Below are 23,353 nucleotides of genomic sequence, written 5' to 3' on the forward strand. Positions count from 1 at the left end.
AGTTAGATTAGCCTTGCCTAAGGATCTATCACGAGAGGACACCGTGACCGCGCCTCCGCTGACCGGCTCCGCCACGAAGGAGCCAGCCGCCCCCGCGCGGGGGCGCTCCGCCGTCCTGGCGGCGGGGCTGCTGGCCGCGCTCGGGCTGCTGGCGCTGGTCGCCCTGCTGAGCGTCGCGCTCGGCGCGCGCTCGGTGCCGCTGTCGACGGTCATCAGCGCCTTCACCGCCCCCGACGGCTCCAGCGACCACACCGTCGTCCGCGAGCTCAGGGTGCCGCGCACGGTCCTCGGCCTCGGTGTCGGAGCGGCGCTCGGGCTCGCGGGAGCGCTCATGCAGAGCCTGACCCGCAACCCGCTGGCCGATCCGGGACTGCTCGGGATCAACCAGGGGGCCGCGCTCGGCGCGACCGTCGCGATCGGCGTGCTCGGCCTCACCGACCCCGCCGCCTACGTCTGGTTCGCCTTCGGCGGCGCCGCGCTGGCCTCGGCGGTCGTCTACGCGCTCGGCTCGGCGGCCCGCTCCGGCGCCTCCCCCGTACGGCTGGCGCTGGCCGGCGTGGCGCTCGGCATGGTCTTCACCGCCGTCTGCCAGGCGATCCTGCGCCTGGACTCCCAGACCTTCGACCGCATGCGGTTCTGGCTCACCGGGTCGCTGGCCGCCCAGACGGCCGACGTGATCTGGCGGCTGGTGCCGTTCATGGGCGTGGGGATCGTGCTCGGGCTGCTGCTGGCCAGGCCGCTCAACGCGCTGGCGATCGGCGAGGAGGCCGGCAGGGCGCTCGGCGTGGCCGTCGGCCGCACCAGGACGCTGACCGCGCTCGCCGTCACGCTGCTGTGCGGGGCGGCCACGGCGGGGGCGGGACCGCTGTGGTTCGTCGGCCTCGCGGTGCCGCATGCCGTCCGGGCGGTGGTGGGGCCGGACCAGCGGTGGCTGCTGCCGTACGCGGCGGTGCTCTCGCCCGCCCTCGTGCTCGTCGCCGACATCGTGGGGCGCGTGATAGCGCCGCCGGGCGAGGTGCAGGTCGGCATCATGTGCGCGGTGGTCGGCGCCCCCGTCTTCATCCTGCTGGCCCGGCGCAGGAGGCTGGCCGCGCTATGACCTCCCCCGTTCGGCTCGGCCCCTACTCGGTGCGGCCGGCCCCCCGCGCCGTCCTGGTGAGCATCGCGCTGCTGGTGGCCGCGGTCGCGATCGCGCTGGTCGCGGTCTCGACCGGCGAGTTCACCGTGCCCGTCGGCGACATCCTGGCCGCCCTGTTCGGCGACGGCTCGCCGGTGGCGGAACTGATCGTGAGCGAGTTGCGGGCGCCCCGCGTGGTCACCGGACTGGCCGTCGGCGCCGCCTTCGGCCTGAGCGGCGCGATCTTCCAGTCGCTCACCCGCAACCCGCTGGGCAGCCCCGACTTCATCGGCTTCACCGCCGGCGCGTCGACCGGCGGCGTGCTGACCGTCGTCCTGGGCGGTACGGCGACGCAGATCGCCGCGGGCTCGATGCTCGGCTGCGTGATCTCGGCGGCGCTGGTCTACGCGCTCGCCTTCCGCAGGGGCGTGCAGGGCTACCGGCTGGTCCTGGTGGGCATCGGCGTCAACGCCCTGCTGCTGTCGGTCGACTCCTACCTGCTGACCAAGGCGAACATCAACGACGCGGCCACCGCGGGCGCCTGGCTGACCGGCAGCCTCGGCGGGCGCGGCTGGGACCACGCGATCCCCGTCGCGGTCGCGCTCGCCCTGATCGTCCCCGTCTGCTGCGCCGTCTCCAGGCCGCTGCGGATGATGGAGATGGGCGACGACGCGGCCAGGGCCGTCGGCATCAGGGTCGAGCCCGTCCGGGCGGCGGCGATCGTCGCGGGCGTGCTGCTGTGCGGGGTCGCCACCGCGGCCGCGGGCCCGGTGATCTTCGTGGCGATGGCGGCGCCGCAGCTGGCCCGCAGGTTGACCCGCTCCCCCGGCGTCACGCTGCTCGCCTCCGCGCTGACCGGCGCGGTGCTCCTGACCGCGGCCGACCTGGCCGCCCAGCGCCTGTTCGCGCCCACCCAGCTGCCCGTCGGCGTGCTGACCGCCGCCATCGGCGGCACCTACCTGGCCCTGCTGCTGCGAAAGGAACGCCGCTGATGGCTCGGCTGACCGGTTCCGGCCTCACCCTCGCCTACGAGCAGCGGGTGGTGGCGACCTCGCTCGACGTGGAGATCCCCGACGGCTCGTTCACCGTGATCATCGGCCCGAACGCCTGCGGCAAGTCGACGCTGCTGCGCGCGCTGGCCAGGATGCTGAAACCGCGGGCGGGCGCCGTGCACCTCGACGGCAGCGTGATCACCTCGCTGCCGTCGAAGGAGGTGGCGCGGCGGCTCGGGCTGCTGCCGCAGACCTCGATCGTGCCCGACGGGATCACGGTGGCGGACCTGGTCGCCAGGGGGCGCTACCCGCACCAGCGGCTGATGCGGCAGTGGTCGAAGGCGGACGAGCTGGCCGTGGCCGCGGCCATGGCGGCCACGAACGTCGCCTCGCTGGCCGAGCGGATCGTGGACGAGCTGTCCGGCGGCCAGCGGCAGCGCGTGTGGCTGGCGATGGCGCTGGCCCAGGAGACGCCGATCCTGCTGCTCGACGAGCCGACCACCTACCTCGACATCGCCCACCAGGTCGAGGTGCTCGACCTCTGCGCCGACCTGCACGAGGCGGGACGGACCATGGTGGCCGTGCTCCACGACCTCAACCAGGCCTGCCGTTACGCCACCCACCTCGTCGTCATGCGCGACGGGGTGATCGTGGCCGAGGGCGACCCGGCGGCGGTGATGACGGCCGCGCTGGTCGAGCAGGTCTTCGACCTGCGGTGCGAGATCATGACCGACCCGCAGACCGGGACTCCGCTGATCGTCCCCGAGGCGCGCAGGGCGCGCAACCCGGTCGCCCTGTAGGTCATCGAGATCGGCCGGCGGTCACCCGGGGTCGTGCGCGGCCCGTGGTCCCGGGCTCGCCGGTGGTCAGCCGGGGTCGTGCGCGGCCCCGTCGTTTCGCGGCTCGCCGGTGGTCACCCGGGGTCGGGCGCGGCCCCGTCGTTCCGAAGCTCGCCGGCGCCGCAGACCGCCAGTGCCGCCTGGGTGAGCGCGGCGCGGGCGCGCGGCTCGCCGTACCTGTCCTTGAGCATGGTGGCGGGCTCGCCCCCGAGCCCCGCGAGGACGGCGTGCGCCAGCGCGTCGGCGTCCGCGCCCGGCAGCGCCTGGCCGAGCAGGATCGCCACGTGCCGGTGCCAGAAGACGTAGGCGCCGATCCGGTAGCGCGCCCCCGGGCTGGCCGTCTCCGACATCCGCACCAGGTCGAGGTGGGCGAACAGATAGTCGAGGTAGGCGGCGACGAAGGCGGCGAGCCGTTCGGCCGGTGCGACGTCGCGGCCGGCGCCCCCCGGGCCCAGCGGGGGCGGCCCGGACAGGACGCGTTCCTGCAGGTCGCGTTCGCGGGCGTCGAGCAGGGCGACCGCCAGCCCCGACTTGTCGCCGAACCGGCGGAACAGCGTGCCCTTCCCCACTCCCGCCTCGGCGGCGATCGCGTCCATGGAGACCGCCTCCACGCCCTTGTCGGCGAACAGCCTGGCCGCCGCGGCCAGCACCTTCTCGCGGTTGCGGGCAGCGTCGGCCCGCTCCTGGGGCGGGCGGTTGCGCAGGATCTCCAGAACCTCGCTTGACGAACCGGACTGCGGTCCGGTAATTTCCGTGCCATCCACAAACCGGACTGTAGTCCATTTTTTCAGGAGGTCGCAATGACCCAGCTCATCTCCCGCGACGAGCTCAAGGCCGCGATCGACGCCGGCACCGTCACCGTGGTGGACGCGCTCGGCGGCGACTACTACGCGCAGCAGCACCTGCCGGGCGCCGTCGCCCTGGTCGAGAGCGAGGTCGAGGAGCGGGCCGCCGCCCTGCTGCCCGACAAGGACGCGGCGATCGTCACCTACTGCTCCAACCCCGCCTGCCCCAACAGCCAGGCCGTGGCCAACCGGCTGACCGCCCTCGGGTACACCGACGTGCGCAAGTACCGCGAGGGCATCCAGGACTGGGTCGAGGCGGGGCTGCCGGTGGAGTCCTCGGTCACCGTCTGAGGCTCCTTTCCGGCCGCACCGGGATCGCGGGCGGTCTACACGGTTTCTGCACACCGGCCAGGTAGGTTCCCTCCCATGATCCGTTCCGTGCTGGCCTGGGTGCTCGTGCTGCCGTTCGCCGTCTGGGCGCTGCTCAGGGTGACCGGGGCGGACGTGGGTGACCGGTGGATCCAGCTCGTCGCGTTCACCCCGTACGTCGCCGCCGCCTCGGCGGTGCCGGTGCTGGCGGCCGGCCTGCTGAGGCGGTGGGTCCCCCTCGCGGTGGCCGCGGTGACGGCGGGGGCGCTGGCGCTGGCCGTCCTGCCGCGGTCCTTCGCCGACGCCGGCCCCTCCGGCGGCACCGCCTTCAAGGTGCTGGCCGCCAACCTCGCCGTCGGCGCGGGAGACGGCGCGGAGCTGATGCGGCTGGTCGAGCGGCTGCGGCCCGACGTGCTCGCCATCCAGGAGCTGACGCCCGCGGCCCGGGACCGGCTCGACGAGCTGGGGCTGCGCGAGCGCATGCCGTACGTCGTCGACAGGTCCCACACCGGCGTCTGGGGGTCGGGGATCTACTCCACGCACCCGCTGACCGAGCAGCCGATGATCGCGCTCGGCGGCTTCCGGCAGGCCCGCGCCGTGGTCGGCGTCAAGGGCGGACCGGAGATCGAGGTGGTCTCCGTGCATCCGTGCGCGCCCAGCCACGCCGCGAAGATGGCCTGCTGGCGGTCGGGGCTGGCGGCGCTGCCCAGGGCGGGACAGCGGCTGACGGTGCTGGCGGGCGACTTCAACGCCACGCTGGACCACTGGCCGGTCGGGGAACTGCTCGCCTCCGGCTACCGCGACGCGGCCGACGCGGCGGGACTGGGGTTCACCGCGACCTGGCCGCAGCAGGGGTGGCGGCCCGTGCCCGGGGTGACGATCGACCACGTGCTGGCCGACCAGCGGATGGGGGTGCGGTCCTTCAGCGTCCATCAGCTGGCGGGTACGGACCACCGGCCCGTGTTCGCCGAGCTGACCCTGCCGTGACCGGGGGCGGACCGGGCGCCGTGACCGGTGGACCGCTGTCGTGACCGGTCAGGCCGGGGTGACGCTCAGGGAGTCGAAGCGGACGGGGAAGCCCTTGCCCACCGGAGCCGCGGCCATCGCCCCCGCCAGCGCGGGCGCGCCCGGCGGGAAGTAGGCCAGCCGCAGCGTCGACGCGGGAGCCGCGCCGTCCAGGCCGTAGCCGACGGTCACCGCGTCCCCTCTGCGCTCCAGCGTGAACGTGACGCTCTCCGCGGCGGCGGGCAGCGGCAGCGCCGACCAGTCCGACACCTGGCGGGTGACGACGGTGCTGAGGTGGAAGGCGCCGTCGACGTACTCGACACCCGCCTTGATCCAGTTCTCCTCGTCGATCCGCAGGACGGCGCCCGCCTGGTCGTACTGCTCGGCGTAGCCCCCCGAGAACGTCACCGTCAGCAGGAAGTCTCCCGAGACGATCCGGCCGAACAGGTGGGCGGTGTCGTAGGTGTAGCCGTAGTGGGTCCGCCGCCACAGATCCGTGCCGGCGTCGCAGACCAGGCTGAGGCCGTCGTCGGCGGTCCACTCGCGGGGCGGGTTGATCCACTGCCAGTCCGCGGACCCGAACGCCATGATCATGGCGGTCATCCTGCCATGCTCACCCGAAATATGTGGGTAGATCCCGCCAGGGGGCCGCCCCCGTCCTGTCCGTCACGTGGACGGTGCCCGCATGCCGTGCGGCCTTGCGCAGGGTCGGCGCCACCTGCTCGTACGGCACGCCGTGCACCAGATGGCAGAACCGCTCCCTGGCCAGGCGCCGCGCCCAGGCCGGCACGCGCATCGCGCGGTAGGCCGGCAGCGGGCCCTCGAAGGTGACGAGGATGTCGGCGAGCGAGACGTAGGCGGGGTCGGGGTAGACGCCCGGGTTGAGCACGACCGGCCCCCGCACCTCCGCCACCAGCTCCGCGTAGTGCGCCAGGCGCTCGGCCGAGGCGGCCACCTGGTCGAGGAAGGCGCCGCGGATGCCGTACCAGACCAGGTAGCGGCGCAGGTCGGCGCGGACCTGCGCGGCCGGGCGCAGGCCGAAGTCGGTGTCGGCGTAGCCGAGGACCTGGGTGCCGGCGGCCACGAGGGCGGCCACGGCGGCGGCGCACCCCGGATCCCTCGCCTGGCCTGGCCCGTGGTCGACGGAGACCACCGCCATGCGCGGCGGATCGACCAGCAGGCGCCGCCACGCCTCGCCCGCGGTGCGGGGATGGAAGTAGGCGGGCACCAGCGAGACCGGACCGATCTCGGCGCCCGGCGACCCCCCGCCGCACAACCGGGTCACAGCGCGCCGCCCCCCGCAAACCCTCGCCCGCCCCCTGGCTCTCGGCACGTTATCGCCCGCTGACCCGGCTGTCAGGGGAATCGGCCCTACGGGCCCGCGTAGACTGACATTCGTGGCAGACCCCAAGTTCGAGATCCAGATGCTTCACGACCGGGTGATGATCCGGCTGGAGAAGGACGGTGAGGAACGGCGCAGCGGCGCCGGCATCGTGATCCCCGCGACGGTCAAGATGGCCAACAGGCTGGCCTGGGGCGAGGTCTGCGGCGTGGGAGCCAACGTGCGCTCGGTGAAGGTGGGCGACAAGGTGCTGCTCAACCCCGAGGACCAGTACGAAGTCGAGCTGCACACCAAGGTCTACCTCGTCATGCGCGAGCGTGACCTGCATGCCGTGGCCACGCACGAGACCGACCACGGCACCGGCCTCTACCTCTGACGTCCGCCCGCCGGCCGCCGGCGGGTCCTCAGCCGCGTGTGTAGCTCAGGTAGACGTCCTGGTCGCGCCACGCGGAACGGCCGATCTCGGCCAGCGGGCGCACGACCTTTCCCTTCAGGTCGACCACCACGCCCAGGTAGCCGCGGCCCTGCCTGCCGACCGCGATCAGGTGCTCGCGGTCCCACCAGCCGTAGGAGGCGACGGCGCGGACCTTCACCTTCTTGTCGATCTTGCCGTTGTAGGGGTTCCAGGTGCACAGGACGGCCTTGTACCGCTTGGGGCACCAGGTGGCCATCCGCCTGCCGTCCGGGGAGAAGGCGCTCTCGCCGCCGACCAGCCCGCCCGTCCGCCACAGGGTCCAGGCCACCCTGCCGTCGGTCAGGTAGAAGCGGACGCCGTCCCAGTAGTCGGAGACCACGCGCCGGCCGTCGGGTGACCACTGGAACAGCGCGTCGTGGTAGGCGTCACGCACCTTGACCACCCGGGCGCGCCTGGCGGCCACGTCGACCACGACGAATCCGACGCTGCGCCAGCCGCCGCCCGTGTCGTCGCCCTTCGAGACGGTCAGCACGACCCTGCGCCCGTCGGGCGACCAGTACGGCGAGCCCGCCACCATGGGCGCCTTGACCGTGCGGATCTTCGTCGTCCGGCCGGTGGCCCGGTTGACGATGGCGATCCGGTCGTAGCCCTTGGCGAACTTCCTGGGGACGGCGGCGACGAACCCGCCCCCGGGGGAGACCGAGAGGTCGTTGTAGGAGCGCTGCCACGCGAACGAGCCGCCGGTCCGCAGGTAGGCCGAGCCGGCGGTGGTGAAGGCGGTGACCCGCTTCGGGTCGCCCGGCTGCTCGCGCAGGGTCACGTCGGCCCCTGGCAGTTTGACGTCCGCCCCGGTGAGGGCGAGCGTGGCCGCGAGAAGGAGGGTGCTTAAGCTCACGGGAGGCACCTTCTCACTTGCGGGTGAAGCTCAGCCAGAGTTCGGCCTGCCACGTGCCGGACGGAATCGCCGCGAGCACCCGCCTGACCCGGCCGGCGGTGTCGGCCACGACGAGGCGATAGCCCTTCTGATGTGGCACGACGGCGATCAGCCTGCTCTCGTTCCACCAGCCGACCACCGTCTCGGGCTTCAGTCGCGACCGCGTCACGATCCTCCCGGTCGCCGGGTCGGCCAGGCACACGTGCTCGGCGTACCGGGCGGGACACCAGGTGACCATCCGCCTGCCCGAGGGTGAGAAGAGGTCGGGCCCCGCGGGGGTGCCGGCACCGGGCAGGAGCCGGGGCCGTCGCCCCTCCCGGAGGACGATCGCACCGCCACCCTGCTGGGCGATCACCCCGCCGTCCGGGGTCCACCAGTAGGTGGCGGCCGGGTCGGCGTCCGCGACCACGGTCGTGCGCGCGGTGCCCGCGGCCACGTCGACCGTGACGTAGCCGCCGGTGCGCCACTTGCCCGCGGTCTTCCGCTCCAGCGTGAGCAGCACCTTCGTGCCGTCGCGCGACCAGGAGGCGTAGGAGGCCATCAGCGGCCTGGCGACCGTGGGGATGCGCTTCACCTTGCCGGTCGTGCGGTCGGTGACGACGAGGGCGTCGCGCCCGCCCGTGTAGGCGGCCGGTACGGCGGCGGCGAACCGGCCGTCGGGCGAGACGACGACCTCGGCGGCGCCGCGCTGCCGGGCGAAGGCGGTGGCGCCGCGGAGGTAGGCCTGCCGGGTGCCGAGGCCGTACGCGGTCAGCCGTACGGGGTCGCCGGGCTTCTCCTGGAGCACCACGGATGTCCCGGGAAGGGGGATGAGGGCGAGGGCCACGAGGACGGAGAGCACGGCGGCAGCCTAGGCAGCGATCACCTCTTCGTCCCGCCGGCAGAACGAATGGGCATGAATGTCAGATACCGAGGATCTTGCGGCCTTCGACCACCAGGTCGATGCCGAGGCTCAGCTTCATCGCGGCCCAGATGATCACACCCATCGTGGCCAACGTGACGAGCAGGACGAGGATCCGCACCGTCCAGCCCTGCTGCTTGTACCAGACGGTCCAGGCGCCGAGGACGCGCTTGCCGAACACCAGGAGGTTGTGCGCCCAGTGGAACTCGGTGGCCAGCACCGCCAGGCCCGCGAAGACGACCAGCCACCCGGGGCCGGGGAACGGCACCATGATGAGGCCGCCCACGACCATCACCGCGCCGATCACACCGATGACGATCTTGAGCGTGAGGGCGCCGGTCCTGGTCGACCTGATGCCGTCGAGCCAGCCGTGTATGCCGGAGCGACGCGCCGCCTCGTCCTTCAGCTGGTCGGCGTCACCGGTTTCGGAGTCCATTGCCACCCATCCAGCCTAATGGGGGAAAAGCCGCGCCACGGCAGACATCGCGCCGGAGTGGCGCGGCTTGTCACCGCAGGTCAGCGGTGAAACCTCCGCCGGGTAAAACTTTCTGCCGACATTAGGCCTCTACCGGCAAACGTCGGTTAATGTCGTGCATGCCCGAGGTTCTGATACGCACCGTCACCGGTCCGATCCGCGCCGACGCGATCACCGGTGCCGTCCTCCCCCACGAGCACCTGCGCTGCGACCTGCGCTGGGCGGTCGGCATCGACTCCGACCCCCACCGCTGGCTCGACGAGGAGCGCACCGTCACCGAAGAGCTCCGCGAGCTGCGCCAGTCGGACGACCTCGGGCTCACCGTCGAGCTGTCCTGCATCGGCATGGGCAGGGACGCCGCCTCCCTCGCCCGCGTCGCCGCGGGCAGCAGGGTGCCGGTCATCGCCTCGACCGGCCTGTTCGCCGAACCGTTCACGCAGGTGCGCAAGGACGACGTCGACACCCTCACCGCGCGGCTCATGGACGAGATCACCTCGGGCCTCGACGGCACCGGCATCCTGCCCGGAGTCATCGGCGAGGTCGGCGCCTGGGGCGCCGAGCCCACGCCCACCGAGGAACGCTGCCTGGTGGCCGCCGCCAGGGCCTCGCTCTCCACCCGCCTGCCCGTCGCCACCCACGGCCAGAACGGCCTCGCGCTGCTGGAGATCCTGCTCGGTCAGGGGCTGCCGGCGTCGCGGGTGAGCGTCGCCTGCACCGCCCCCGACCCCGCAGTCGCGCGCAAGGTCGCCGAGGCCGGCGCCTACGTCGGGCTGTCGTCGGTGACGCTCGGCGCCACCCAGGCGGCCGCGATCGCGCGGGAGCTCATCTCCGAGGGGCACGCCGACCGGCTGCTGCTCGGCAGCGGCGTCTCCCGCGTCGCCCAGCTCCAGCGGTACGGCGGGGCCGGGTACTCCCACGCCTTCCGCACGCTCCTTCCGCGCCTGCGGGAGACGGGGGTGGACGAGGAGACGATCCGGTCCATCACCCACGACAACCCGCTGCGCTGGCTGACCAACGGCTAAGCCGTCCGGGATTCGCGCGGCGCGTCCCCGGCATGTCCCAAATGCCCTCGCCGCGTGAGTCGTCGCGCCACCGGAACCTCGCGCCGCGCATGCCGTGCGCGTGAGCGAGGGTCCTGATGTCCGACGAGCCATGGACGCGCCAACACCGGCCCGCCATCGTGCGCGGAGATGACATGATTCTTCCGCCGATGGTCATGCACAAGTGTGATTCAATTCGACATATTGCATCGGGGTGGCGGGAGGAGCGGGGGTTGTCGTCGGACATGCTGAACGAACCAGGCGGCGCGGTCGCCGGAGCAGGCGCACTGCTGGCGATCCTCAGGGACGGCCAGGCCCGCACCAGAGCCGAGCTCGTCCAGCTCACCGGGCTGGCCAGGTCCACGGTCTCGCAGCGGCTCGACGCTCTGCTGAACCACCAGTGGATCGTGCCCACCGAAGAGGCCATCTCCTCGGGCGGCAGGCCCGCCGTGGCGTTCGCGTTCAACAGCGCGGCCCGCGTCGTGCTGTCGGCCGACCTCGGCGCCACCCACGCCAGGGTCGCGGTGACCGACCTGGCCACCACCGTGCTCGCCGAGCGCACCGCCGACCTGCCGATCGACCGCGGCCCCGAGCCGACACTCCAATGGCTCGTCGACACCTTCCTCGACCTGCTCGCCGAGACCGGCCACACCGTCGAGCAGATCTGCGGCGTCGGCGTCGGCCTGCCCGGGCCCGTCGAACACGCCTCGGGCCGCCCGATCAGCCCGCCCATCATGCCCGGCTGGGACGGCTTCCCCGTCCCCGAGTGGCTCGGCGAACGGCTCGGCGCCGCCGTCCTCGTCGACAACGACGTGAACATCATGGCGCTCGGCGAGCACTGGGCGGCCAGGCCGGAGGCCGACCAACTGGTGTTCGTCAAGATCGGCACCGGCATAGGGTGCGGCATCATCTCCGACCGCCGCCTGCACAGGGGCGCCCAGGGCGCCGCGGGCGACATCGGCCACGTGCGCGTCTCCTCGGCGGCCGACGTGATCTGCCGGTGCGGCAACACCGGCTGCCTCGAGGCGGTCGCGGGCGGCGCCGCCGTGGCGGCCAAGCTGGCCGCCGCCGGCGTGCCCGCGGCCAACAGCCGAGACGTCGTCACCCTGGTACGCCAGGGCAACACCCAGGCCGTCCAGCTGATCAGGCAGGCCGGCAGGGAGGTCGGCGACGTACTGGCCTCCATCGTGAACTTCTTCAACCCCGCGGTGATCGTGATCGGCGGGGACATCGCGGAGGCGGGCGAGCACGTCCTGGCGGGGGTGCGGGAGGTCATCTACAGCAGGTCGCTCCCGCTGGCGACCCAGCACCTGAGCATCCGCACCAGCGAGCTCGGCGACCGGGCGGGAGTCGTCGGCGCGGCGGTCATGGTGATCGAGCACGTCCTGGACCCCGGCACGGTGGACCGCTCCGTCCTGCGCTGACCCCGGGCGGACTCACTCCCCGACGCCCACTCGGCCGGCGAGCAGGTGACCGGTCTCGGTGCGCCGGTAGACCACGCGCCGACCGACCCGCGTGCCGACGACGAGGTCCGCATCGCGCAGGATGGTCAGGTGGCCGCCAACGGTGCCGAGCGACAGGCCGAAATGTGCGGCGAGTTCGCTGCTGGTCGCGGGATGTTCGAGTTCGCGCAGGATGGCCGCGCGGCCGGTACCTATGAGCCGCTCCAGCGACCGGGCGGGCCGAGTTCGCGCCGCGCCGTCGGCCGATCCGCGGGCAGGGTAGACCAGTGCGTACGACGTCGGCGGCGCCTCGCACAGCCACGTGCCGCTGCTCATCACGCCGACCGGGACGAACAGCATGCCCTCATCGCCGACGACGCGGTCCGGGGAGTCCTGGTCGCTGAAGCGGATGGCGTCGTCGCCGACCCAGGCGCTGCGGCGGCTCATGCGCTGCAGAGCACGCGGCCAGCCGTAGGCCGCCAGCAACCCCGCCCTGTAGGTGACGTCGCGTTCCAGTAGTGCTCGTCGGCGCGGCCAGTCGGGGGCCACATGGGCCTCCCACGTGTACTTGATCAGGTCGGCGGTGCGGGCCGCCCAGGCTCGTCCGGTCAGCCAGTCCATATCGTGCTGCTTCCAGCTGTGCGCCACCGACTTCTCCAACTCGGCGCGCACCTCCTCGTCGGGCGCCTGGATGACCTGCGCGAGCTCGTCCTGCAGGGTGGTGTGCATGCCGCCCGCCGGCGGGATCACGACGTGACTCGGCAGCCACTTGGTCGAACCCAGCAGCCTGACCAGGCCCTCGGCGAAGGGGTCCGCCTCGAGAGCGGCGCGAAACGCGCCGTGGTGGCGGGCATGCCAGGAGGCCAGCCACGGATCGGTGCAGGGCTTGCCAAGCACCATCATCGACCCCAGCGTCTCGGCGAGCGGGGACAGTGCGAACCTGGACCGCGACAGGGCCAGGGTGCTCAGCCGCAACAGCATCATCTTTCGCCTCCTGCCGAAACGATAGTGTCCGCTTCGGTGCTCCCGCAGACTCCCGGCCCATGCGCTCGACCCTCATGCGACTGACCGAATTCCGCTGGTTCCTCTCCGCACACGTGGTGTCCCTGCTGGGCAGTTCCATGGCGCCGGTCGCGCTGGCGTTCGGGGTCCTGGATGCATCGGGCAGCACCAGCGACCTCGGTGTCGTCCTGGCCGCCCACATGGTGCCGCTGCTGGCCTTCCTCCTGATAGGCGGGGCCGTCGCTGACCGCATCCCGCGCCGAACGGTCCTGGTGGCCGCCCACCTGGGCTCGGCCCTCACCCAGGGCGGCGTCGCCGCCCTCCTGCTCACCGACAGGTACGCGCTGCCGCCGGTGGCCGCCCTGGGGTTCCTCAGCGGCGTCCTCGCTGCGTTCACCACGCCGGCGCTGCGCGGCATCGTGCCCCAGCTTGTCCCCGGGGATCGGATACGGCAGGCGAACGCCCTGCTGGCATCCGCGAGGAACACCACGAAGATCCTCGGACCGAGCTTGTCCGGGATCGCGGTCGCGGCTGCCGGTGGCGGTCCCGCCATCGCCTTCGACGCGCTGACGTACCTCCTCGCGGCGGGCTTCCTCGCCCGATTGTCCCTCGCCGCAGCTCCGACCTCGCCGCGGCCCTCCTCCAGGATGCTGGCCGACATCCGCGACGGCTGGACCGAGTTTCGGCGCGTTCGCTGGGTGTGGACGGTGTCCCTGTGCTGCTGCGTGATCAACCTGGTGCAGGTCGGCACCTGGCAGATCCTGGGACCCGTACTGACCAAGCAGCTCAGCGGCGAGGAGACCTGGGGGGTCGTGCTCAGCGCCCGTGGCGTCGGCATGCTGATGGTGAGCGCGCTGATGTACCGGCTGGTGGTCAGGCACCTGCTGCGGCTGGGCCAGTTGATGAGCGCGCTCGGCGCGCTCCCCCTCCTCGCACTCGGTGCTCACCTGCCCGCCTCCTGGCTGATCGCCGCCGCCTTCGTCGCCGGACTGGGATCCGCAGTCGCCGCCGTCGGCTGGGAAACCTCGCTGCAGGAGCACGTCCCCTCGCAGGTGCTCTCGCGCGTCTCGTCCTACGACGACCTGCTGTCCTACATCGCGATCCCTGTCGGTCAGCTGGGCGTAGGACTGCTCGCCGACAGGTTCGGCGGCTTCCAGGTGGCTGCGGCCGCCGGCATCGTCTACGCCGTCGCTGCCGTCCTCCCGCTGGCCTCCGCCGCCGTGCGCCGACTACCACACGCCCAAGACGACCATGCCCGCACCGATGGCTACAGCCCCAGTCGCCGATGAGGCCCCTGCCCAGCATCTCGCCCAGAGCCCGGCACGACCGCGATCCCGAGACCCCAGCAACCACAACGCCCGAACCAGGAGTAGATCGGGAGAAATCCCTGGAGGGCCAGGCCTCGGCACGCCAGCATGGTCGCTTCGGCGGCCGCCCGAAGGTTTTCGGCGACGACGTGATCACCTACACCTGCGGCCTGCGTGCCCGCGGCGGGCTGGTGCTCCACCCCCGCAGCCACGCACGAACACGAAACCGGCACCTCGGCCGCGCTCTGCGGAGCCGCGGCTCAGCCGGATAGGACGCGCAGGCGCCGGCGCTGCTCAGGCGGAGACAGTGCCCCGCCGGAGACAGCGCACAGGCGGAGACAGCGTCCCGCCGGAGACGGTGCGCAGGTGGAGGCGCTGCTCAGGCGGAGACGGCGAGGTGGGCGATCAGGCGGGTCACGGCCGCCTCGTCGCCCTCGATCTCCAGCGCCCCCGTGGCGACCGCCTCCCTGAGGTCCCCGCGCTGGAGGAGCACCGAGGCCAGCGCCCCCGCCTCCCCCTTCAGTACCGCGTCAGGACGGCCTGCCGCGCCACCCCGCCCGACCGAGACAGCGGAGGGCGACGCCTGCACATGGAAGGTCTCCTCCCCTGTCCGCAGCTCGATGACCGCCTCGGTGCCGGGCAGGTACATCGTCTTCAACGCCATCAGCAGGGACGTGACCCCGAGCTGGTTGGTGGTCGTGATGGGCGCCTGGCTGCCCCAGCGCCCCAGGTGCAGCAGGACCGGTTCGAGGCCGAGCCCCCACTCGGTCAGCTCGTACACCCAGACGGCCGCGGGCAGCGGCAGCTTGCGCCGCCGTACGACTCCGGCCGTCTCCAGCTCCCGCAGCCGCTGGGACAGCACGTTCTGGCTGCTGCCCGGCAGGTCGCGGTGAAGGTCGGTGAAGCGCTTGGGGCCGAGCATGAGCTCGCGGATCACCAGGAGCGCCCATCGCTCGCCGACGAGATCGAGCGCGCGGGCCACCCCGCACGGGTCCTGATAGCTACGCACGTGATCAGCATACCGCTTCCTCTTGTTTAATCTAAGTGTCTACTCCTAAATTAGGAGTAGGACGAAACGAGGGGAGAACCACCATGAACCTTCCGAAGATCGTCTCCGCCGAGGAGTGGCAGGCGGCTCGCGACGCGTTGCTTGTCGAGGAGAAGGCGGCCACCCGGCTGCTCGACGCGCTGGCCGCCAAGCGCCGTCGCCTGCCGATGGTGGAGTTCGGCACCGACTACGTCTTCGAAGGCCCCGAGGGGAAGGTCGGCCTGCTCGACCTGTTCGAGGGCCGCCGCCAGCTCGTGGTCTACCACTTCATGCCGCTGCACAAGGACGGCCTGCCCTGCCGGGGATGCGCGTCCTTCACCGACAACATCCCCAACCTGGCGCACCTGCGGGCCAGGGACACCGCCATGGCGGTCGTTTCGCGCTCGCCGTACGCGGACCTGGAGAAGGTACGGCAGCGCCTCGACTGGCGACAGCCGCTGTATTCCGGCCCGCAGTTCAACCTCGACTGCGGCACGGGTGACGGCTTCGGCATCAGCGTGTTCCTGCGCGACGGCGAGCGCGTCTTCCGCACCTACTTCACCACCTCGCGTGGCGCCGACCGGCTGCGGATGGACTTCAACCTGCTCGACCTGACCCCGTACGGCAGACAGGAGAGCTGGGAGGACTCCCCCGAGGGCTGGCCGCAGACCGCGCCCTACGAGTGGTGGCGGCTCAACGACGAATACGCCTGATCGCCCGTCGCGGGCGGGACCACGCCGCGCCGCCGGGCTCAGGGCGCGGGAGGGTCGATCGCGGGGACACCGAAACTGGTTAGGATCTGGGCGGAATGGTGACACGGGACCGACGCCCTGTCCGCCGCCTGTGGGAGTCCATGTCCGCGGCGGCCTCCCGTGCTGCCCGCATGGGCGACATGCCCGCCGTCGTCATGCTGGTATGGGCGGGGTGGCTGGCGGTGCCGCTCTCGCTGAGCGGTCTGGCCCAGGCCCGCGCGGCGGTGGCCGCCGCCTACGACCACGACAGCCCGCTGCCCGCGCCTTCGACCGACCACCCCGGCACGTCAGGCGTTTCCGCCGCTCGCGACGGTGCGCCACGTCACAGCACCTCCCATGCGCCCCAGACACACGACGGGGCGGCACGCCACGGCACCTCGCCTGCGCCCCACACACACGACCTGGCGTCGAGCCACGGCACCTCGGATGTTCCCCGCGCTCACGACGGGGCGGCACGTCACGGCGCCTCCCACCTGCCCCACGGTCACGACGCGGCGGCTTATCAGGCCCGCCACCACACCGCCGGTGCGCCCGGCATCGCATCGCACGCCGCGTGCTACGGCGACGGGTCCCAGGCGGCTGCGGGTCTCGACCTCTCGGCGCGCCCCGCCTGCTACGGCGACCTGTCCGACGGGGCCGTCGGTCTCGACGGCTCCGCGCGCCCCGCCGGGCGGCACGCCTGGTCGGCACGGGGCACGAGCGGATCGCCCGCCGCCGCCCTGTGGCAGTCCTCGCTCCCGGCCCCGGCCGCACCCGCCGACACCCGGCCCGCCGTGAGCCCCCTGTCCGCCGATTCGACCCGCACCCCCGCCAGCGCCCTGGCGACAGGGACGGCCGGCACCCAGGCAGCCGCGAACTTCCTTCCCACGGAGACGACCGACGGCCGGACCGCCGCGAGCGCCCTGGCCACCGGCTCGCGCGCCAACACCAACACCCTGACCACACAGACGACCGACAGCCGGACCGCCGCGAGCGCCCCGGCCACGAAGACGACCGGCTCGCGCGCCAACACCAACACCCTGACCACACAGACGACCGACGGCCGGGCTGCCGCGAGCGCCCTGGCGGCGGAGATGGTGGCGCGGGAGCGGGCCAGGATCGCCGGTGAGGTGCACGACGCGGCGGGCCACGGCTTCTCGACCATCGCGATGCAGGCCGGGCTCGCGCTGCTGGTCCTGGAGGAGAATCCCGAGCAGGCCAGGGAGTCGCTGCGGGCGATCCGCGAGACGAGCCTGGCGGCGCTGGCAGGCCTGCGTGGCGCGCTCGACCTGATCGATGCGCGGGAGGGCGACGACCAGCTGACGGGTCTGGTCGCCGAGGTCCGGGCCGCGGGCCTGCCCGTCGATCTCGAGCCTGCCGAGCCCGACGTGCCCTCGCACCTGCGCGGCACCGTCTACCGCGTGGCCCGCGAGTCCCTGACGAACGTGATCAGGCACGCGGGGCCGACCAGCGCGCTGGTGAAGGCGGTCGACGACGGGCGCGGCGGGTTCGTGCTCGAGGTGGCCGACCGGGGGCGCGGGGCCTCCGTGGCGAGCGAGGGCAGGGGGCTGTCCGGCATGCGGGAGCGGGTGCTGGCCGCGGGAGGCGAGTTCAGCGCGGGCCCCAGGGACGGCGGCGGCTTCAGCGTGGTCGCCCGCTTCCCGCGAGGCGCCGCGTGATCCCGGCCGAAGGCGAACCCGGCGAGAGGCGGGATGTCGTAATCCCGGTCGAGGACGGTTTCGGCGGGGGCGGGGCGCGATGATCAGGGTGGGGATCGCCGACGATCAGGCGGTCGTGCGGATGGGGCTCAGGGCGCTCATCGCCAGGGAGTCCGACCTGGAGCTGGTCGGCGAGGCGGCCGACGGCGGGCAGGCGCTGGCGCTGGTCAGGGAGAAGCGTCCTGACGTGCTGCTGCTCGACATCAGGATGCCCGGCATGGACGGCGTGCAGGTGCTGCGGGCCGTCGCCGCCGAGCCGGACGTGCGGGACACCAGGATCGTGGTGGTGACGACGTTCGCGGTCGACGAGTACGTCTTCGCCGCGCTGCAGGCGGGCGCGAGCGGGTTCCTGCTCAAGGACAGCGCTCCCGACGAGCTGGTCAGCGCGATCCGGGTGGTGGCGGCGGGCGAGGCGCTGCTGTCGCCCGCCATCACCCGCAAGGTCATCGGCCTGTTCGGCAGGACGGGCGGGGCCGAGCCCGTCGCCGGACTCGACACGTTGACGCCTCGGGAGCGGGAGATGGCCGCGTGGGTGGCCACCGGCAGGTCGAACGACGAGATCGCCAGGGAGCTGGTGATCAGCCCTGACACCGTGCGGACTCACGTGAGCAGGGCCATGGTGAAGCTGGGCGCGCGCGACCGGGCCCAGCTCGTGGTGTTCGCCATGCGGGCGGGCCTGAGCCTCCCCGCCTGACCGGCCCAAGCAAGCCCGCCCCTCCCCGCCAGAGCGACGGAAGCGGGCCTGACCCTTCCCCCCTGACCGACCAAGCAAGCCCGCCCCTCCCCGCCAGAGCGACGCAAGCGGGCCTGACCCTTCCCCCCTGACCGGCCCAAGCGAGCCCGCCTCCCCGCCGGAGCGACGCCAGCGCGCTCAGCCGTGAGCCGCACGAGCGGGGCTCCTCCGGGTGAGTCTCGCCGGCGTCGGCGGCCTGGTTCTCCCGGGGCGTAGGGGGGCAGCCGGGCACGCCGCCCCGGCCGCAGGACCGGCGGTCACCTGAGGAGGCCCTCGTAGTTGCGTTGCTGGAGCTGGGCCTCGATCCGCTTCACGGTGTCCAGCCCGACACCCACCATGATGAGCACGCTCGTCCCGCCGAACGGATAGTTCTGCTGCGTCGAGGGGTCGCGCAGGATCGCGAAGGCCACCAGGGGCAGCAGCGCGAGCACGCCCAGGTAGACGGCGCCGGGCGCGGTCAGTCGCGACAGCACGTGGTCCAGGTACTCGGCGGTGGGCCGGCCGGGCCTGATCCCGGGCACGAAGCCGCCGTAGCGCTTCATGTTGTCGGCCACCTCGGCCGGGTTGAAGGTGATGGAGACGTAGAAGTAGGAGAAGCCCACGATCAGCAGGAAGTAGACCAGCATGTAGAGCGGGTGGTCGCCGGCCGTGTACTGGCTGATCCACGGCACCGAGCCGCCGACCAGGGTGGGGATGTACAGGAGGGACGAGGCGAAGATCACCGGGGCGATGCCCGCCTGGTTGACCTTGAGCGGGATGTAGGTGTTGCTGCCGCCGTACATCCGGCGCCCGACCATGCGCTTGGCGTACTGGACGGGCACGCGCCGCTGCGCCTGCTCCATGAAGACGACCGCCGCGACGAGGAACAGGCCCGAGACGAGGATCACCACCGCGGTGAAGGGGCTCAGCACGAACATCGTCGACATGTAGGCCGGGAAGACGGCGACGACCTGGGTGAACATCAGGATGGACATGCCGCTGCCGATCCCCTTGTCGGTGATCCGCTCGCCGAGCCACATCACCACGCAGGTGCCCGCGACGAGCACGGCCACCAGTACGGCGAGCGCGAGCGGGCCGGTCTCGCGCAGCACGGGGCGGGTGCAGCCGGGCAGCAGCATTCCAGAGCGGGCCAGCGCGACGACGGTCGTGGCGTTGAGGACGGCCAGCGCCACCGTGAGGTACCTGGTGTACTGCGTGATCTTCACCTGCCCGTTCTGCCCCTCCTTGCGGAGCTGGTCCAGGCGCGGGATGAGCACCGCCATCAGCTGCATGATGATGCTGGCCGTGATGTACGGCATGACGCCGAGGGCGAAGACCGACAGCTTCAGCATCGCGCCGCCGCTGAACAGCTGCACCAGGTCGACGAATCCACCGCGCGCGCCGCTCAGGCACTGCTGCACCGCCACCATGTCGACGCCGGGCGCGGGCAGCACCTGCCCCAGCCTGAACAGCACGATGACGCCCAGCGTGAACAGCAGCTTCTTGCGCAGGTCGGGGATCGAGAAGGCGCGCAGGACGATGGTGAGCATGCGCCGAGTCTGTCCATGATCGCGCGGGAGGGCGTCCGCAGGCGGGCGGCATCGGCCTACGCAGATCCGCGTACGCTCTGACCTTGTGGTTCCTGTCTGGGTGATCAGCGGCCCGCCCGGCGCGGGCAAGTCGACCGTCGCCGCCGCCCTGCTGGCGCGGCTCGACCCGGTCCCCGCGCTGCTGGACAAGGACGCCGTCTACGGCGACTTCGTCGCCGAACTGCTGTCGGTGCACGGCAGGCCGCGGGGTGAGCGTGAGGGTCCGTGGTACGACGAGCACGTCAAGCGGCACGAGTACGCGGGCCTGACGCGGCTGGCCCGGCAGATCCGCGCGCACGGCTGCCCCGTGCTGCTCGACGGCCCGTTCACCTCGCAGGTGCACTCGGCGGCGCTGTGGGCCGACTGGGTCGAGCGGCTAGGCGGGCCCCCGGTCAGGCTGGTGTGGGTCCGCTCGGACGGGGCCACCCTGCGCGAGCGGCTCGTCGCCAGGGGGTTGGCCAGGGACGAGGGCAAGCTGGCGGCGTTCGACGCCTACCTGAAGGCGATCATGGTGGACGAGCCGCCGGCCGTACCGCATCTGGAGATCGACAACCGGCGGGGCGCGCCGACCGTGGGCGAGCAGCTCAGCGCGGCGGGTGTGCCGCCGCGAACACCGCCGGCAGCCGGGGGACCACCAGGGTGAAGGCCGCCGCGAACACCGCCGGCAACAGATGGACCAACACGGTGAAGGCCGCCGCGAACACCGCCGGCAACAGGCGGACCGACCGGGTGAAGGCGTCCTCCTCGGCCGGGGGGTCGGCACCGCTGACGCTCCCGCTCGACCGGCTGGTCGACGGCGGCGAGCCGGTCCGCGTCTCCACCCGCCCGGCCACGTAGCCGGCTAGGTCTCCCGAAGGTCGGTGATCGCCATATGGCCGGGCAGGTGGCCGATGGCGTAGTCGACGCCGCTGGCCATGACGGCCTCCTGCGGGGTGACGCCGCAGGCCCAGAAGAGCGGCACCTCGCCGGGCCGTACGGGGACGGGGTCGCCGTGGTCGGGCCGGGACAGGTCGGCGATGCCGAGCTCCGCGGGGTCGCCGGCGTGCACCGGCGCGCCGTGGACCCGCGGGTAGCGCCCGCTGACCTCGACCGCGGTGGCCACCAGGTGTTCGGGGACGGGACGCATGGAGACCACGAGCGGACCGCGCAGCGCGCCCGCCGGTCGGCAGGGCACCGCCGTGCGGTACATCGGGACGTTGACGCCCAGCTCGACATGCCGCACGGGCACGCCCGCCCGCATGAGGGCCGCTTCGAAGGTGAAGCTGCAGCCGATGAGGAAGGCGACGAGGTCGGGGCGCCAGTGCTCGACGGCGTCGTCGACGTCGGCGACCGGCCTGCCGTCGCGGTAGATCCGGTAGCCGGGCAGATCGGTGCGCAGGTCGCCGGGGAAGATCCGGGTGCTGGTCGCGCCAGGCTCGCCGACGTCGAGTACGGGGCAGGCCTGCGGGTTGCGCTCGGCGAACAGGCGCAGGTCGCCGGCGAGGGTGTCGGGGACGGCGATGAGGTTGGCCTGTGTCCAGCCTTCGCACCAGCCGGCCGTGGGCGTGCGCTCCCCCGCCCGGAACCGGGCCCGTGCCTCGCCGGGGGTCAAGCGCTGTAAGGGAAGGGCGGCTTTCATGACCCCACGTTACGCGCGCCCTGCCGCCTTCTGGCTCCGGCGGGAGACCGAGTCGATGACCACGGCGGCCAGCAGTACCGCTCCGGTGACCATGAACTGGATGGCGTTGCTGACACCCTGCAGCGCCATTCCCGAGGCGATCGACTGGATGACCAGCATGCCCAGCAGCGCCGAGTAGGTGGTGCCCCGGCCGCCGAACAGCGAGGTGCCGCCGATGACCGCCGCGGCGATCGCCATCAGCAGCACGTTGCTCTGCCCTGTCGCCTGGCTGGCGCTCGAGATGCGGGAGGCGGCGAAGATGCCGCCGAGGGCCGCGAACGAGCCCGAGATGACGAAGACCGAGATCCGGATGAGCGCCACGCTGATGCCCGCCCGCCTGGCCGCCTCGATGTTGCCGCCGACCGCGAAGATCATGCGTCCGTACCTCGTACGGCGCAGCACGAAGTCCGTGCCGACGACCACCAGCAGGAAGATCAGCAGCGCGAGCGGGAGCCCCTTGTACAGGTTGAGGATGTAGGCCGCGCCGAAGGCCACCACCGCGAGCACGACCGTGCGGAAGACGATGTCGCCCGTCGTCCTGGACGGGACCCCGGCCGCGCGGCGCCTGTTGTTGCCGACCAGCGAGACGACCAGGAAGCCCGCCACGGCCACCGCGGCCAGGCCGTAGGCGGCGACCACGTAGGCGAAGTAGGTGCTGGTCAGCCCGGCGATGAAGCCGTCGTTCGGCAGGTTGATGGTGCCGTTGGGCCCGAGCACCCACAGCTGGAAACCGGTCCAGGCCAGGAAGCCCGCCAGCGTGACCACGAAGGAGGGCACCCCGATCTTGGCGAAGAAGAAGCCGTGGATCAGGCCGAGCACGGCGCCGACGACGACGGCGCACACCATGGCCAGCACCGGGTTCATGCCGAGGTTGACGTTGAGCACCGCCAGGACGGCCGCGCAGGCGCCGCTGACCGCGCCCGCCGACAGGTCGATCTCGCCGAGCAGCAGCACGAACACGATGCCCACCGAGATCAGGCCGGTCGGGACGATGTCGACGCTGAGGTTGGACAGGTTCTGGGAGGACAGGAACTGGCTGTTCAGGCTCTGGAACACGGCCCAGATGACGATCAGGCCGATGATGACGGGCAGCGCGCCGAGCTCGCCGCCCTTCACCCGCCGCTGGAACTCGCCCAGATAGCCGGTGAGGCCCTGCTCGCGGACCACCAGCCGCGGGTCTATCGAGGATTCACTCACCGAGCCTCCTCTGCCGGCGGGTCACGGCGTTGTCGGTGGCCCCGGTGATCGCCGAGATGATCTCTTCCCGGGAGGTGGCCTTGGCGTCGAAGACCCCGTTGTTGCGGCCGAGCCTGAGTACGGCGACGCGGTCGGCCACGGCCATGACGTCGACCATGTTGTGGCTGATGAAGATGACGCCGTGGTCCTGGGCGCGCAGCCGTTCGACCAGGTCGAGGACCTGGGCGGTCTGCTCGACGCCGAGGGCGGCGGTCGGCTCGTCCAGCAGCACGATCTTGGGTTCGCCCAGCAGGGAGCGCGAGATGGCCACCGTCTGGCGCTGTCCGCCGGACAGCGAGGCCACGGGGATCCGCACGCTCGGGATCTTGATCGACAGCGTGTGGAGCAGGTTGCGGGAGCGCTTCTCCATCGCGACCTCGTCGAGGACGCCGCCCGTCGTCAGCTCGTTGCCGAGGAACAGGTTGCCGACCACGTCGAGGTTGTCGCACAGCGCCAGGTCCTGGTAGACGGTGGCGATGCCGAGCCCCTGCGCGTCGGAGGGGCTGTGGATGGTGACCTGCCGTCCCTCCCACGTGATCCGTCCGGCGTCGGGCGGGCCCACCCCCGCGATCACCTTGATCATGGTGGACTTGCCGGCGCCGTTGTCGCCGACCAGCGCGACGACCTCGCCGGCGTTGACTTCGAGATCGACGTCCGTCAGCGCCTGGACCGCGCCGAACCGCTTGGAGATGCCCTCGAGGGCGAGGACGGGGGCCAT

Annotated in this window: 26 protein-coding genes; 14 read left to right on the forward strand and 12 right to left on the reverse strand. The window is 72.3% G+C overall.

Annotated features, from left to right (window positions below):
• The first annotated feature begins 43 nt into the window (after positions 1-43).
• Genes ACWEVS_RS16345 through ACWEVS_RS16355 form a run of 3 tightly spaced genes read left to right on the forward strand, consistent with a single transcriptional unit; the run spans position 44 to position 2,909 of the window.
• Complete coding sequence (locus ACWEVS_RS16345; protein ID WP_449916374.1) at positions 44-1,099, forward strand: FecCD family ABC transporter permease; 1,056 nt, start codon at positions 44-46, stop codon at positions 1,097-1,099.
• Positions 1,096-2,109: a FecCD family ABC transporter permease gene (locus ACWEVS_RS16350; protein WP_452412846.1), complete on the forward strand. Its 1,014-nt coding sequence runs from the start codon at positions 1,096-1,098 to the stop codon at positions 2,107-2,109. Before ACWEVS_RS16345 ends, ACWEVS_RS16350 begins: the two co-directional genes overlap by 4 nt.
• Positions 2,109-2,909 (forward strand): ABC transporter ATP-binding protein, encoded by an 801-nt coding sequence (locus ACWEVS_RS16355; RefSeq protein WP_452552109.1) that lies wholly within the window; start codon positions 2,109-2,111, stop codon positions 2,907-2,909. Before ACWEVS_RS16350 ends, ACWEVS_RS16355 begins: the two co-directional genes overlap by 1 nt.
• Before the next feature lie 113 nt (positions 2,910-3,022).
• On the opposite strand, the gene ACWEVS_RS16360 is transcribed toward ACWEVS_RS16355, so the two are convergent.
• On the reverse strand, positions 3,023-3,712 hold the full coding sequence (locus tag ACWEVS_RS16360) for a TetR/AcrR family transcriptional regulator (protein WP_452552111.1): 690 nt from the start codon (positions 3,710-3,712) through the stop codon (positions 3,023-3,025).
• Positions 3,713-3,748: 36 nt separating this feature from the next.
• Between ACWEVS_RS16360 and ACWEVS_RS16365 the strand changes: the two genes are divergently transcribed.
• On the forward strand, positions 3,749-4,084 hold the full coding sequence (locus ACWEVS_RS16365) for a rhodanese-like domain-containing protein (protein WP_354913053.1): 336 nt from the start codon (positions 3,749-3,751) through the stop codon (positions 4,082-4,084).
• Between the two features lie 75 nt (positions 4,085-4,159).
• A complete protein-coding gene (locus ACWEVS_RS16370) occupies positions 4,160-5,089 on the forward strand; it encodes an endonuclease/exonuclease/phosphatase family protein (protein WP_452552113.1) in 930 nt (309 codons plus the stop codon).
• Positions 5,090-5,137: 48 nt separating this feature from the next.
• Here ACWEVS_RS16370 and ACWEVS_RS16375 read toward each other — a convergent pair whose 3' ends face one another.
• Positions 5,138-5,710, reverse strand: a complete 573-nt coding sequence (locus ACWEVS_RS16375; protein WP_452552114.1) for a DUF1349 domain-containing protein — start codon at positions 5,708-5,710, stop codon at positions 5,138-5,140.
• Between the two features lie 10 nt (positions 5,711-5,720).
• Positions 5,721-6,392, reverse strand: coding sequence for a spherulation-specific family 4 protein (locus tag ACWEVS_RS16380; RefSeq protein WP_354913058.1), 672 nt, complete (start codon positions 6,390-6,392; stop codon positions 5,721-5,723).
• A 112-nt stretch (positions 6,393-6,504) separates the two neighbouring features.
• On the opposite strand from ACWEVS_RS16380, the gene ACWEVS_RS16385 reads away from it, so the two are divergent.
• Positions 6,505-6,825, forward strand: coding sequence for a GroES family chaperonin (locus ACWEVS_RS16385; protein WP_354913060.1), 321 nt, complete (start codon positions 6,505-6,507; stop codon positions 6,823-6,825).
• Positions 6,826-6,853: 28 nt separating this feature from the next.
• On the opposite strand, the gene ACWEVS_RS16390 is transcribed toward ACWEVS_RS16385, so the two are convergent.
• The 3 genes from ACWEVS_RS16390 to ACWEVS_RS16400 form a co-directional block, all read right to left on the reverse strand.
• Positions 6,854-7,759: a TolB family protein gene (locus ACWEVS_RS16390; protein ID WP_452552115.1), complete on the reverse strand. Its 906-nt coding sequence runs from the start codon at positions 7,757-7,759 to the stop codon at positions 6,854-6,856.
• A gap of 13 nt (positions 7,760-7,772) precedes the next feature.
• Entirely contained in the window at positions 7,773-8,639 is an 867-nt protein-coding gene (locus ACWEVS_RS16395; RefSeq protein WP_452552117.1) for a TolB family protein, read from the reverse strand.
• A gap of 61 nt (positions 8,640-8,700) precedes the next feature.
• On the reverse strand, positions 8,701-9,135 hold the full coding sequence (locus ACWEVS_RS16400; RefSeq protein ID WP_354913197.1) for a TIGR02611 family protein: 435 nt from the start codon (positions 9,133-9,135) through the stop codon (positions 8,701-8,703).
• 158 nt (positions 9,136-9,293) lie between these two features.
• Here ACWEVS_RS16400 and ACWEVS_RS16405 point away from each other — a divergent pair, with 158 nt between their 5' ends.
• Together ACWEVS_RS16405 and ACWEVS_RS16410 are read left to right on the forward strand one after the other, a co-directional pair.
• Positions 9,294-10,196, forward strand: coding sequence for a phosphotriesterase family protein (locus ACWEVS_RS16405; protein ID WP_452552119.1), 903 nt, complete (start codon positions 9,294-9,296; stop codon positions 10,194-10,196).
• A 263-nt stretch (positions 10,197-10,459) separates the two neighbouring features.
• The gene (locus tag ACWEVS_RS16410) at positions 10,460-11,638 is read left to right on the forward strand and encodes an ROK family protein (protein ID WP_354913067.1); all 1,179 of its coding nucleotides are present in this window, start codon (positions 10,460-10,462) and stop codon (positions 11,636-11,638) included.
• 12 nt (positions 11,639-11,650) lie between these two features.
• Here ACWEVS_RS16410 and ACWEVS_RS16415 read toward each other — a convergent pair whose 3' ends face one another.
• Positions 11,651-12,637, reverse strand: a complete 987-nt coding sequence (locus ACWEVS_RS16415) for a helix-turn-helix domain-containing protein (protein WP_452552121.1) — start codon at positions 12,635-12,637, stop codon at positions 11,651-11,653.
• Between the two features lie 62 nt (positions 12,638-12,699).
• On the opposite strand from ACWEVS_RS16415, the gene ACWEVS_RS16420 reads away from it, so the two are divergent.
• Positions 12,700-13,947 (forward strand): MFS transporter, encoded by a 1,248-nt coding sequence (locus ACWEVS_RS16420; protein ID WP_452552123.1) that lies wholly within the window; start codon positions 12,700-12,702, stop codon positions 13,945-13,947.
• 397 nt (positions 13,948-14,344) lie between these two features.
• On the opposite strand, the gene ACWEVS_RS16425 is transcribed toward ACWEVS_RS16420, so the two are convergent.
• Positions 14,345-14,974: a winged helix-turn-helix transcriptional regulator gene (locus tag ACWEVS_RS16425; RefSeq protein ID WP_452552125.1), complete on the reverse strand. Its 630-nt coding sequence runs from the start codon at positions 14,972-14,974 to the stop codon at positions 14,345-14,347.
• An 83-nt stretch (positions 14,975-15,057) separates the two neighbouring features.
• Between ACWEVS_RS16425 and ACWEVS_RS16430 the strand changes: the two genes are divergently transcribed.
• The 3 genes from ACWEVS_RS16430 (at position 15,058) to ACWEVS_RS16440 (ending at position 18,135) form a co-directional block, all read left to right on the forward strand.
• Positions 15,058-15,705: a DUF899 domain-containing protein gene (locus ACWEVS_RS16430; RefSeq protein WP_449916407.1), complete on the forward strand. Its 648-nt coding sequence runs from the start codon at positions 15,058-15,060 to the stop codon at positions 15,703-15,705.
• 170 nt (positions 15,706-15,875) lie between these two features.
• Positions 15,876-17,402 carry a histidine kinase gene (locus tag ACWEVS_RS16435; protein WP_452552126.1) on the forward strand — a complete coding sequence of 509 codons (1,527 nt, stop codon included), beginning with the start codon at positions 15,876-15,878 and terminating at the stop codon, positions 17,400-17,402.
• A gap of 79 nt (positions 17,403-17,481) precedes the next feature.
• On the forward strand, positions 17,482-18,135 hold the full coding sequence (locus tag ACWEVS_RS16440; RefSeq protein ID WP_452412836.1) for a response regulator: 654 nt from the start codon (positions 17,482-17,484) through the stop codon (positions 18,133-18,135).
• A 296-nt stretch (positions 18,136-18,431) separates the two neighbouring features.
• Here the strand turns inward: ACWEVS_RS16440 and secY are convergent, their stop codons facing one another.
• A complete protein-coding gene (gene secY, locus ACWEVS_RS16445; protein WP_452552128.1) occupies positions 18,432-19,703 on the reverse strand; it encodes a preprotein translocase subunit SecY in 1,272 nt (423 codons plus the stop codon).
• Positions 19,704-19,788: 85 nt separating this feature from the next.
• Between secY and ACWEVS_RS16450 the strand changes: the two genes are divergently transcribed.
• Together ACWEVS_RS16450 and ACWEVS_RS16455 are read left to right on the forward strand one after the other, a co-directional pair.
• Positions 19,789-20,385: an AAA family ATPase gene (locus tag ACWEVS_RS16450; protein ID WP_452552130.1), complete on the forward strand. Its 597-nt coding sequence runs from the start codon at positions 19,789-19,791 to the stop codon at positions 20,383-20,385.
• Positions 20,382-20,579 carry a hypothetical protein gene (locus ACWEVS_RS16455; protein ID WP_452552132.1) on the forward strand — a complete coding sequence of 66 codons (198 nt, stop codon included), beginning with the start codon at positions 20,382-20,384 and terminating at the stop codon, positions 20,577-20,579. The genes ACWEVS_RS16450 and ACWEVS_RS16455 overlap by 4 nt, the downstream gene beginning before the upstream one ends.
• Positions 20,580-20,583: 4 nt before the next feature.
• Here ACWEVS_RS16455 and ACWEVS_RS16460 read toward each other — a convergent pair whose 3' ends face one another.
• Genes ACWEVS_RS16460 through ACWEVS_RS16470 form a run of 3 tightly spaced genes read right to left on the reverse strand, consistent with a single transcriptional unit; the run spans position 20,584 to position 23,353 of the window.
• A complete protein-coding gene (locus ACWEVS_RS16460) occupies positions 20,584-21,360 on the reverse strand; it encodes a putative hydro-lyase (protein ID WP_452552133.1) in 777 nt (258 codons plus the stop codon).
• Between the two features lie 9 nt (positions 21,361-21,369).
• A complete protein-coding gene (locus ACWEVS_RS16465; RefSeq protein WP_449916419.1) occupies positions 21,370-22,596 on the reverse strand; it encodes a sugar ABC transporter permease in 1,227 nt (408 codons plus the stop codon).
• The gene (locus tag ACWEVS_RS16470) at positions 22,589-23,353 is read right to left on the reverse strand and encodes an ATP-binding cassette domain-containing protein (RefSeq protein ID WP_354913084.1); all 765 of its coding nucleotides are present in this window, start codon (positions 23,351-23,353) and stop codon (positions 22,589-22,591) included. The genes ACWEVS_RS16465 and ACWEVS_RS16470 overlap by 8 nt, the downstream gene beginning before the upstream one ends.

The organism is Nonomuraea sp. NPDC003754 (assembly GCF_053605785.1).

Excerpts from the sequence above, each read along its gene's own strand:
- ACWEVS_RS16355 (WP_452552109.1), top strand. The coding sequence starts at position 2,109 with ATGGCTCGGCTGACCGGTTCCGGCCTCACCCTCGCCTACGAGCAGCGG.
- ACWEVS_RS16350 (WP_452412846.1), top strand. The coding sequence starts at position 1,096 with ATGACCTCCCCCGTTCGGCTCGGCCCCTACTCGGTGCGGCCGGCCCCC.
- ACWEVS_RS16440 (WP_452412836.1), top strand. The coding sequence starts at position 17,482 with ATGATCAGGGTGGGGATCGCCGACGATCAGGCGGTCGTGCGGATGGGG.
- ACWEVS_RS16400 (WP_354913197.1), bottom strand. The coding sequence starts at position 9,135 with ATGGACTCCGAAACCGGTGACGCCGACCAGCTGAAGGACGAGGCGGCG.
- ACWEVS_RS16410 (WP_354913067.1), top strand. The coding sequence starts at position 10,460 with ATGCTGAACGAACCAGGCGGCGCGGTCGCCGGAGCAGGCGCACTGCTG.
- ACWEVS_RS16405 (WP_452552119.1), top strand. The coding sequence starts at position 9,294 with ATGCCCGAGGTTCTGATACGCACCGTCACCGGTCCGATCCGCGCCGAC.
- ACWEVS_RS16370 (WP_452552113.1), top strand. The coding sequence starts at position 4,160 with ATGATCCGTTCCGTGCTGGCCTGGGTGCTCGTGCTGCCGTTCGCCGTC.
- ACWEVS_RS16430 (WP_449916407.1), top strand. The coding sequence starts at position 15,058 with ATGAACCTTCCGAAGATCGTCTCCGCCGAGGAGTGGCAGGCGGCTCGC.
- ACWEVS_RS16460 (WP_452552133.1), bottom strand. The coding sequence starts at position 21,360 with ATGAAAGCCGCCCTTCCCTTACAGCGCTTGACCCCCGGCGAGGCACGG.
- ACWEVS_RS16365 (WP_354913053.1), top strand. The coding sequence starts at position 3,749 with ATGACCCAGCTCATCTCCCGCGACGAGCTCAAGGCCGCGATCGACGCC.
- ACWEVS_RS16375 (WP_452552114.1), bottom strand. The coding sequence starts at position 5,710 with ATGACCGCCATGATCATGGCGTTCGGGTCCGCGGACTGGCAGTGGATC.
- ACWEVS_RS16435 (WP_452552126.1), top strand. The coding sequence starts at position 15,876 with ATGGGCGACATGCCCGCCGTCGTCATGCTGGTATGGGCGGGGTGGCTG.
- ACWEVS_RS16415 (WP_452552121.1), bottom strand. The coding sequence starts at position 12,637 with ATGCTGTTGCGGCTGAGCACCCTGGCCCTGTCGCGGTCCAGGTTCGCA.
- ACWEVS_RS16420 (WP_452552123.1), top strand. The coding sequence starts at position 12,700 with ATGCGCTCGACCCTCATGCGACTGACCGAATTCCGCTGGTTCCTCTCC.
- ACWEVS_RS16470 (WP_354913084.1), bottom strand. The coding sequence starts at position 23,353 with ATGGCCCCCGTCCTCGCCCTCGAGGGCATCTCCAAGCGGTTCGGCGCG.
- secY (WP_452552128.1), bottom strand. The coding sequence starts at position 19,703 with ATGCTCACCATCGTCCTGCGCGCCTTCTCGATCCCCGACCTGCGCAAG.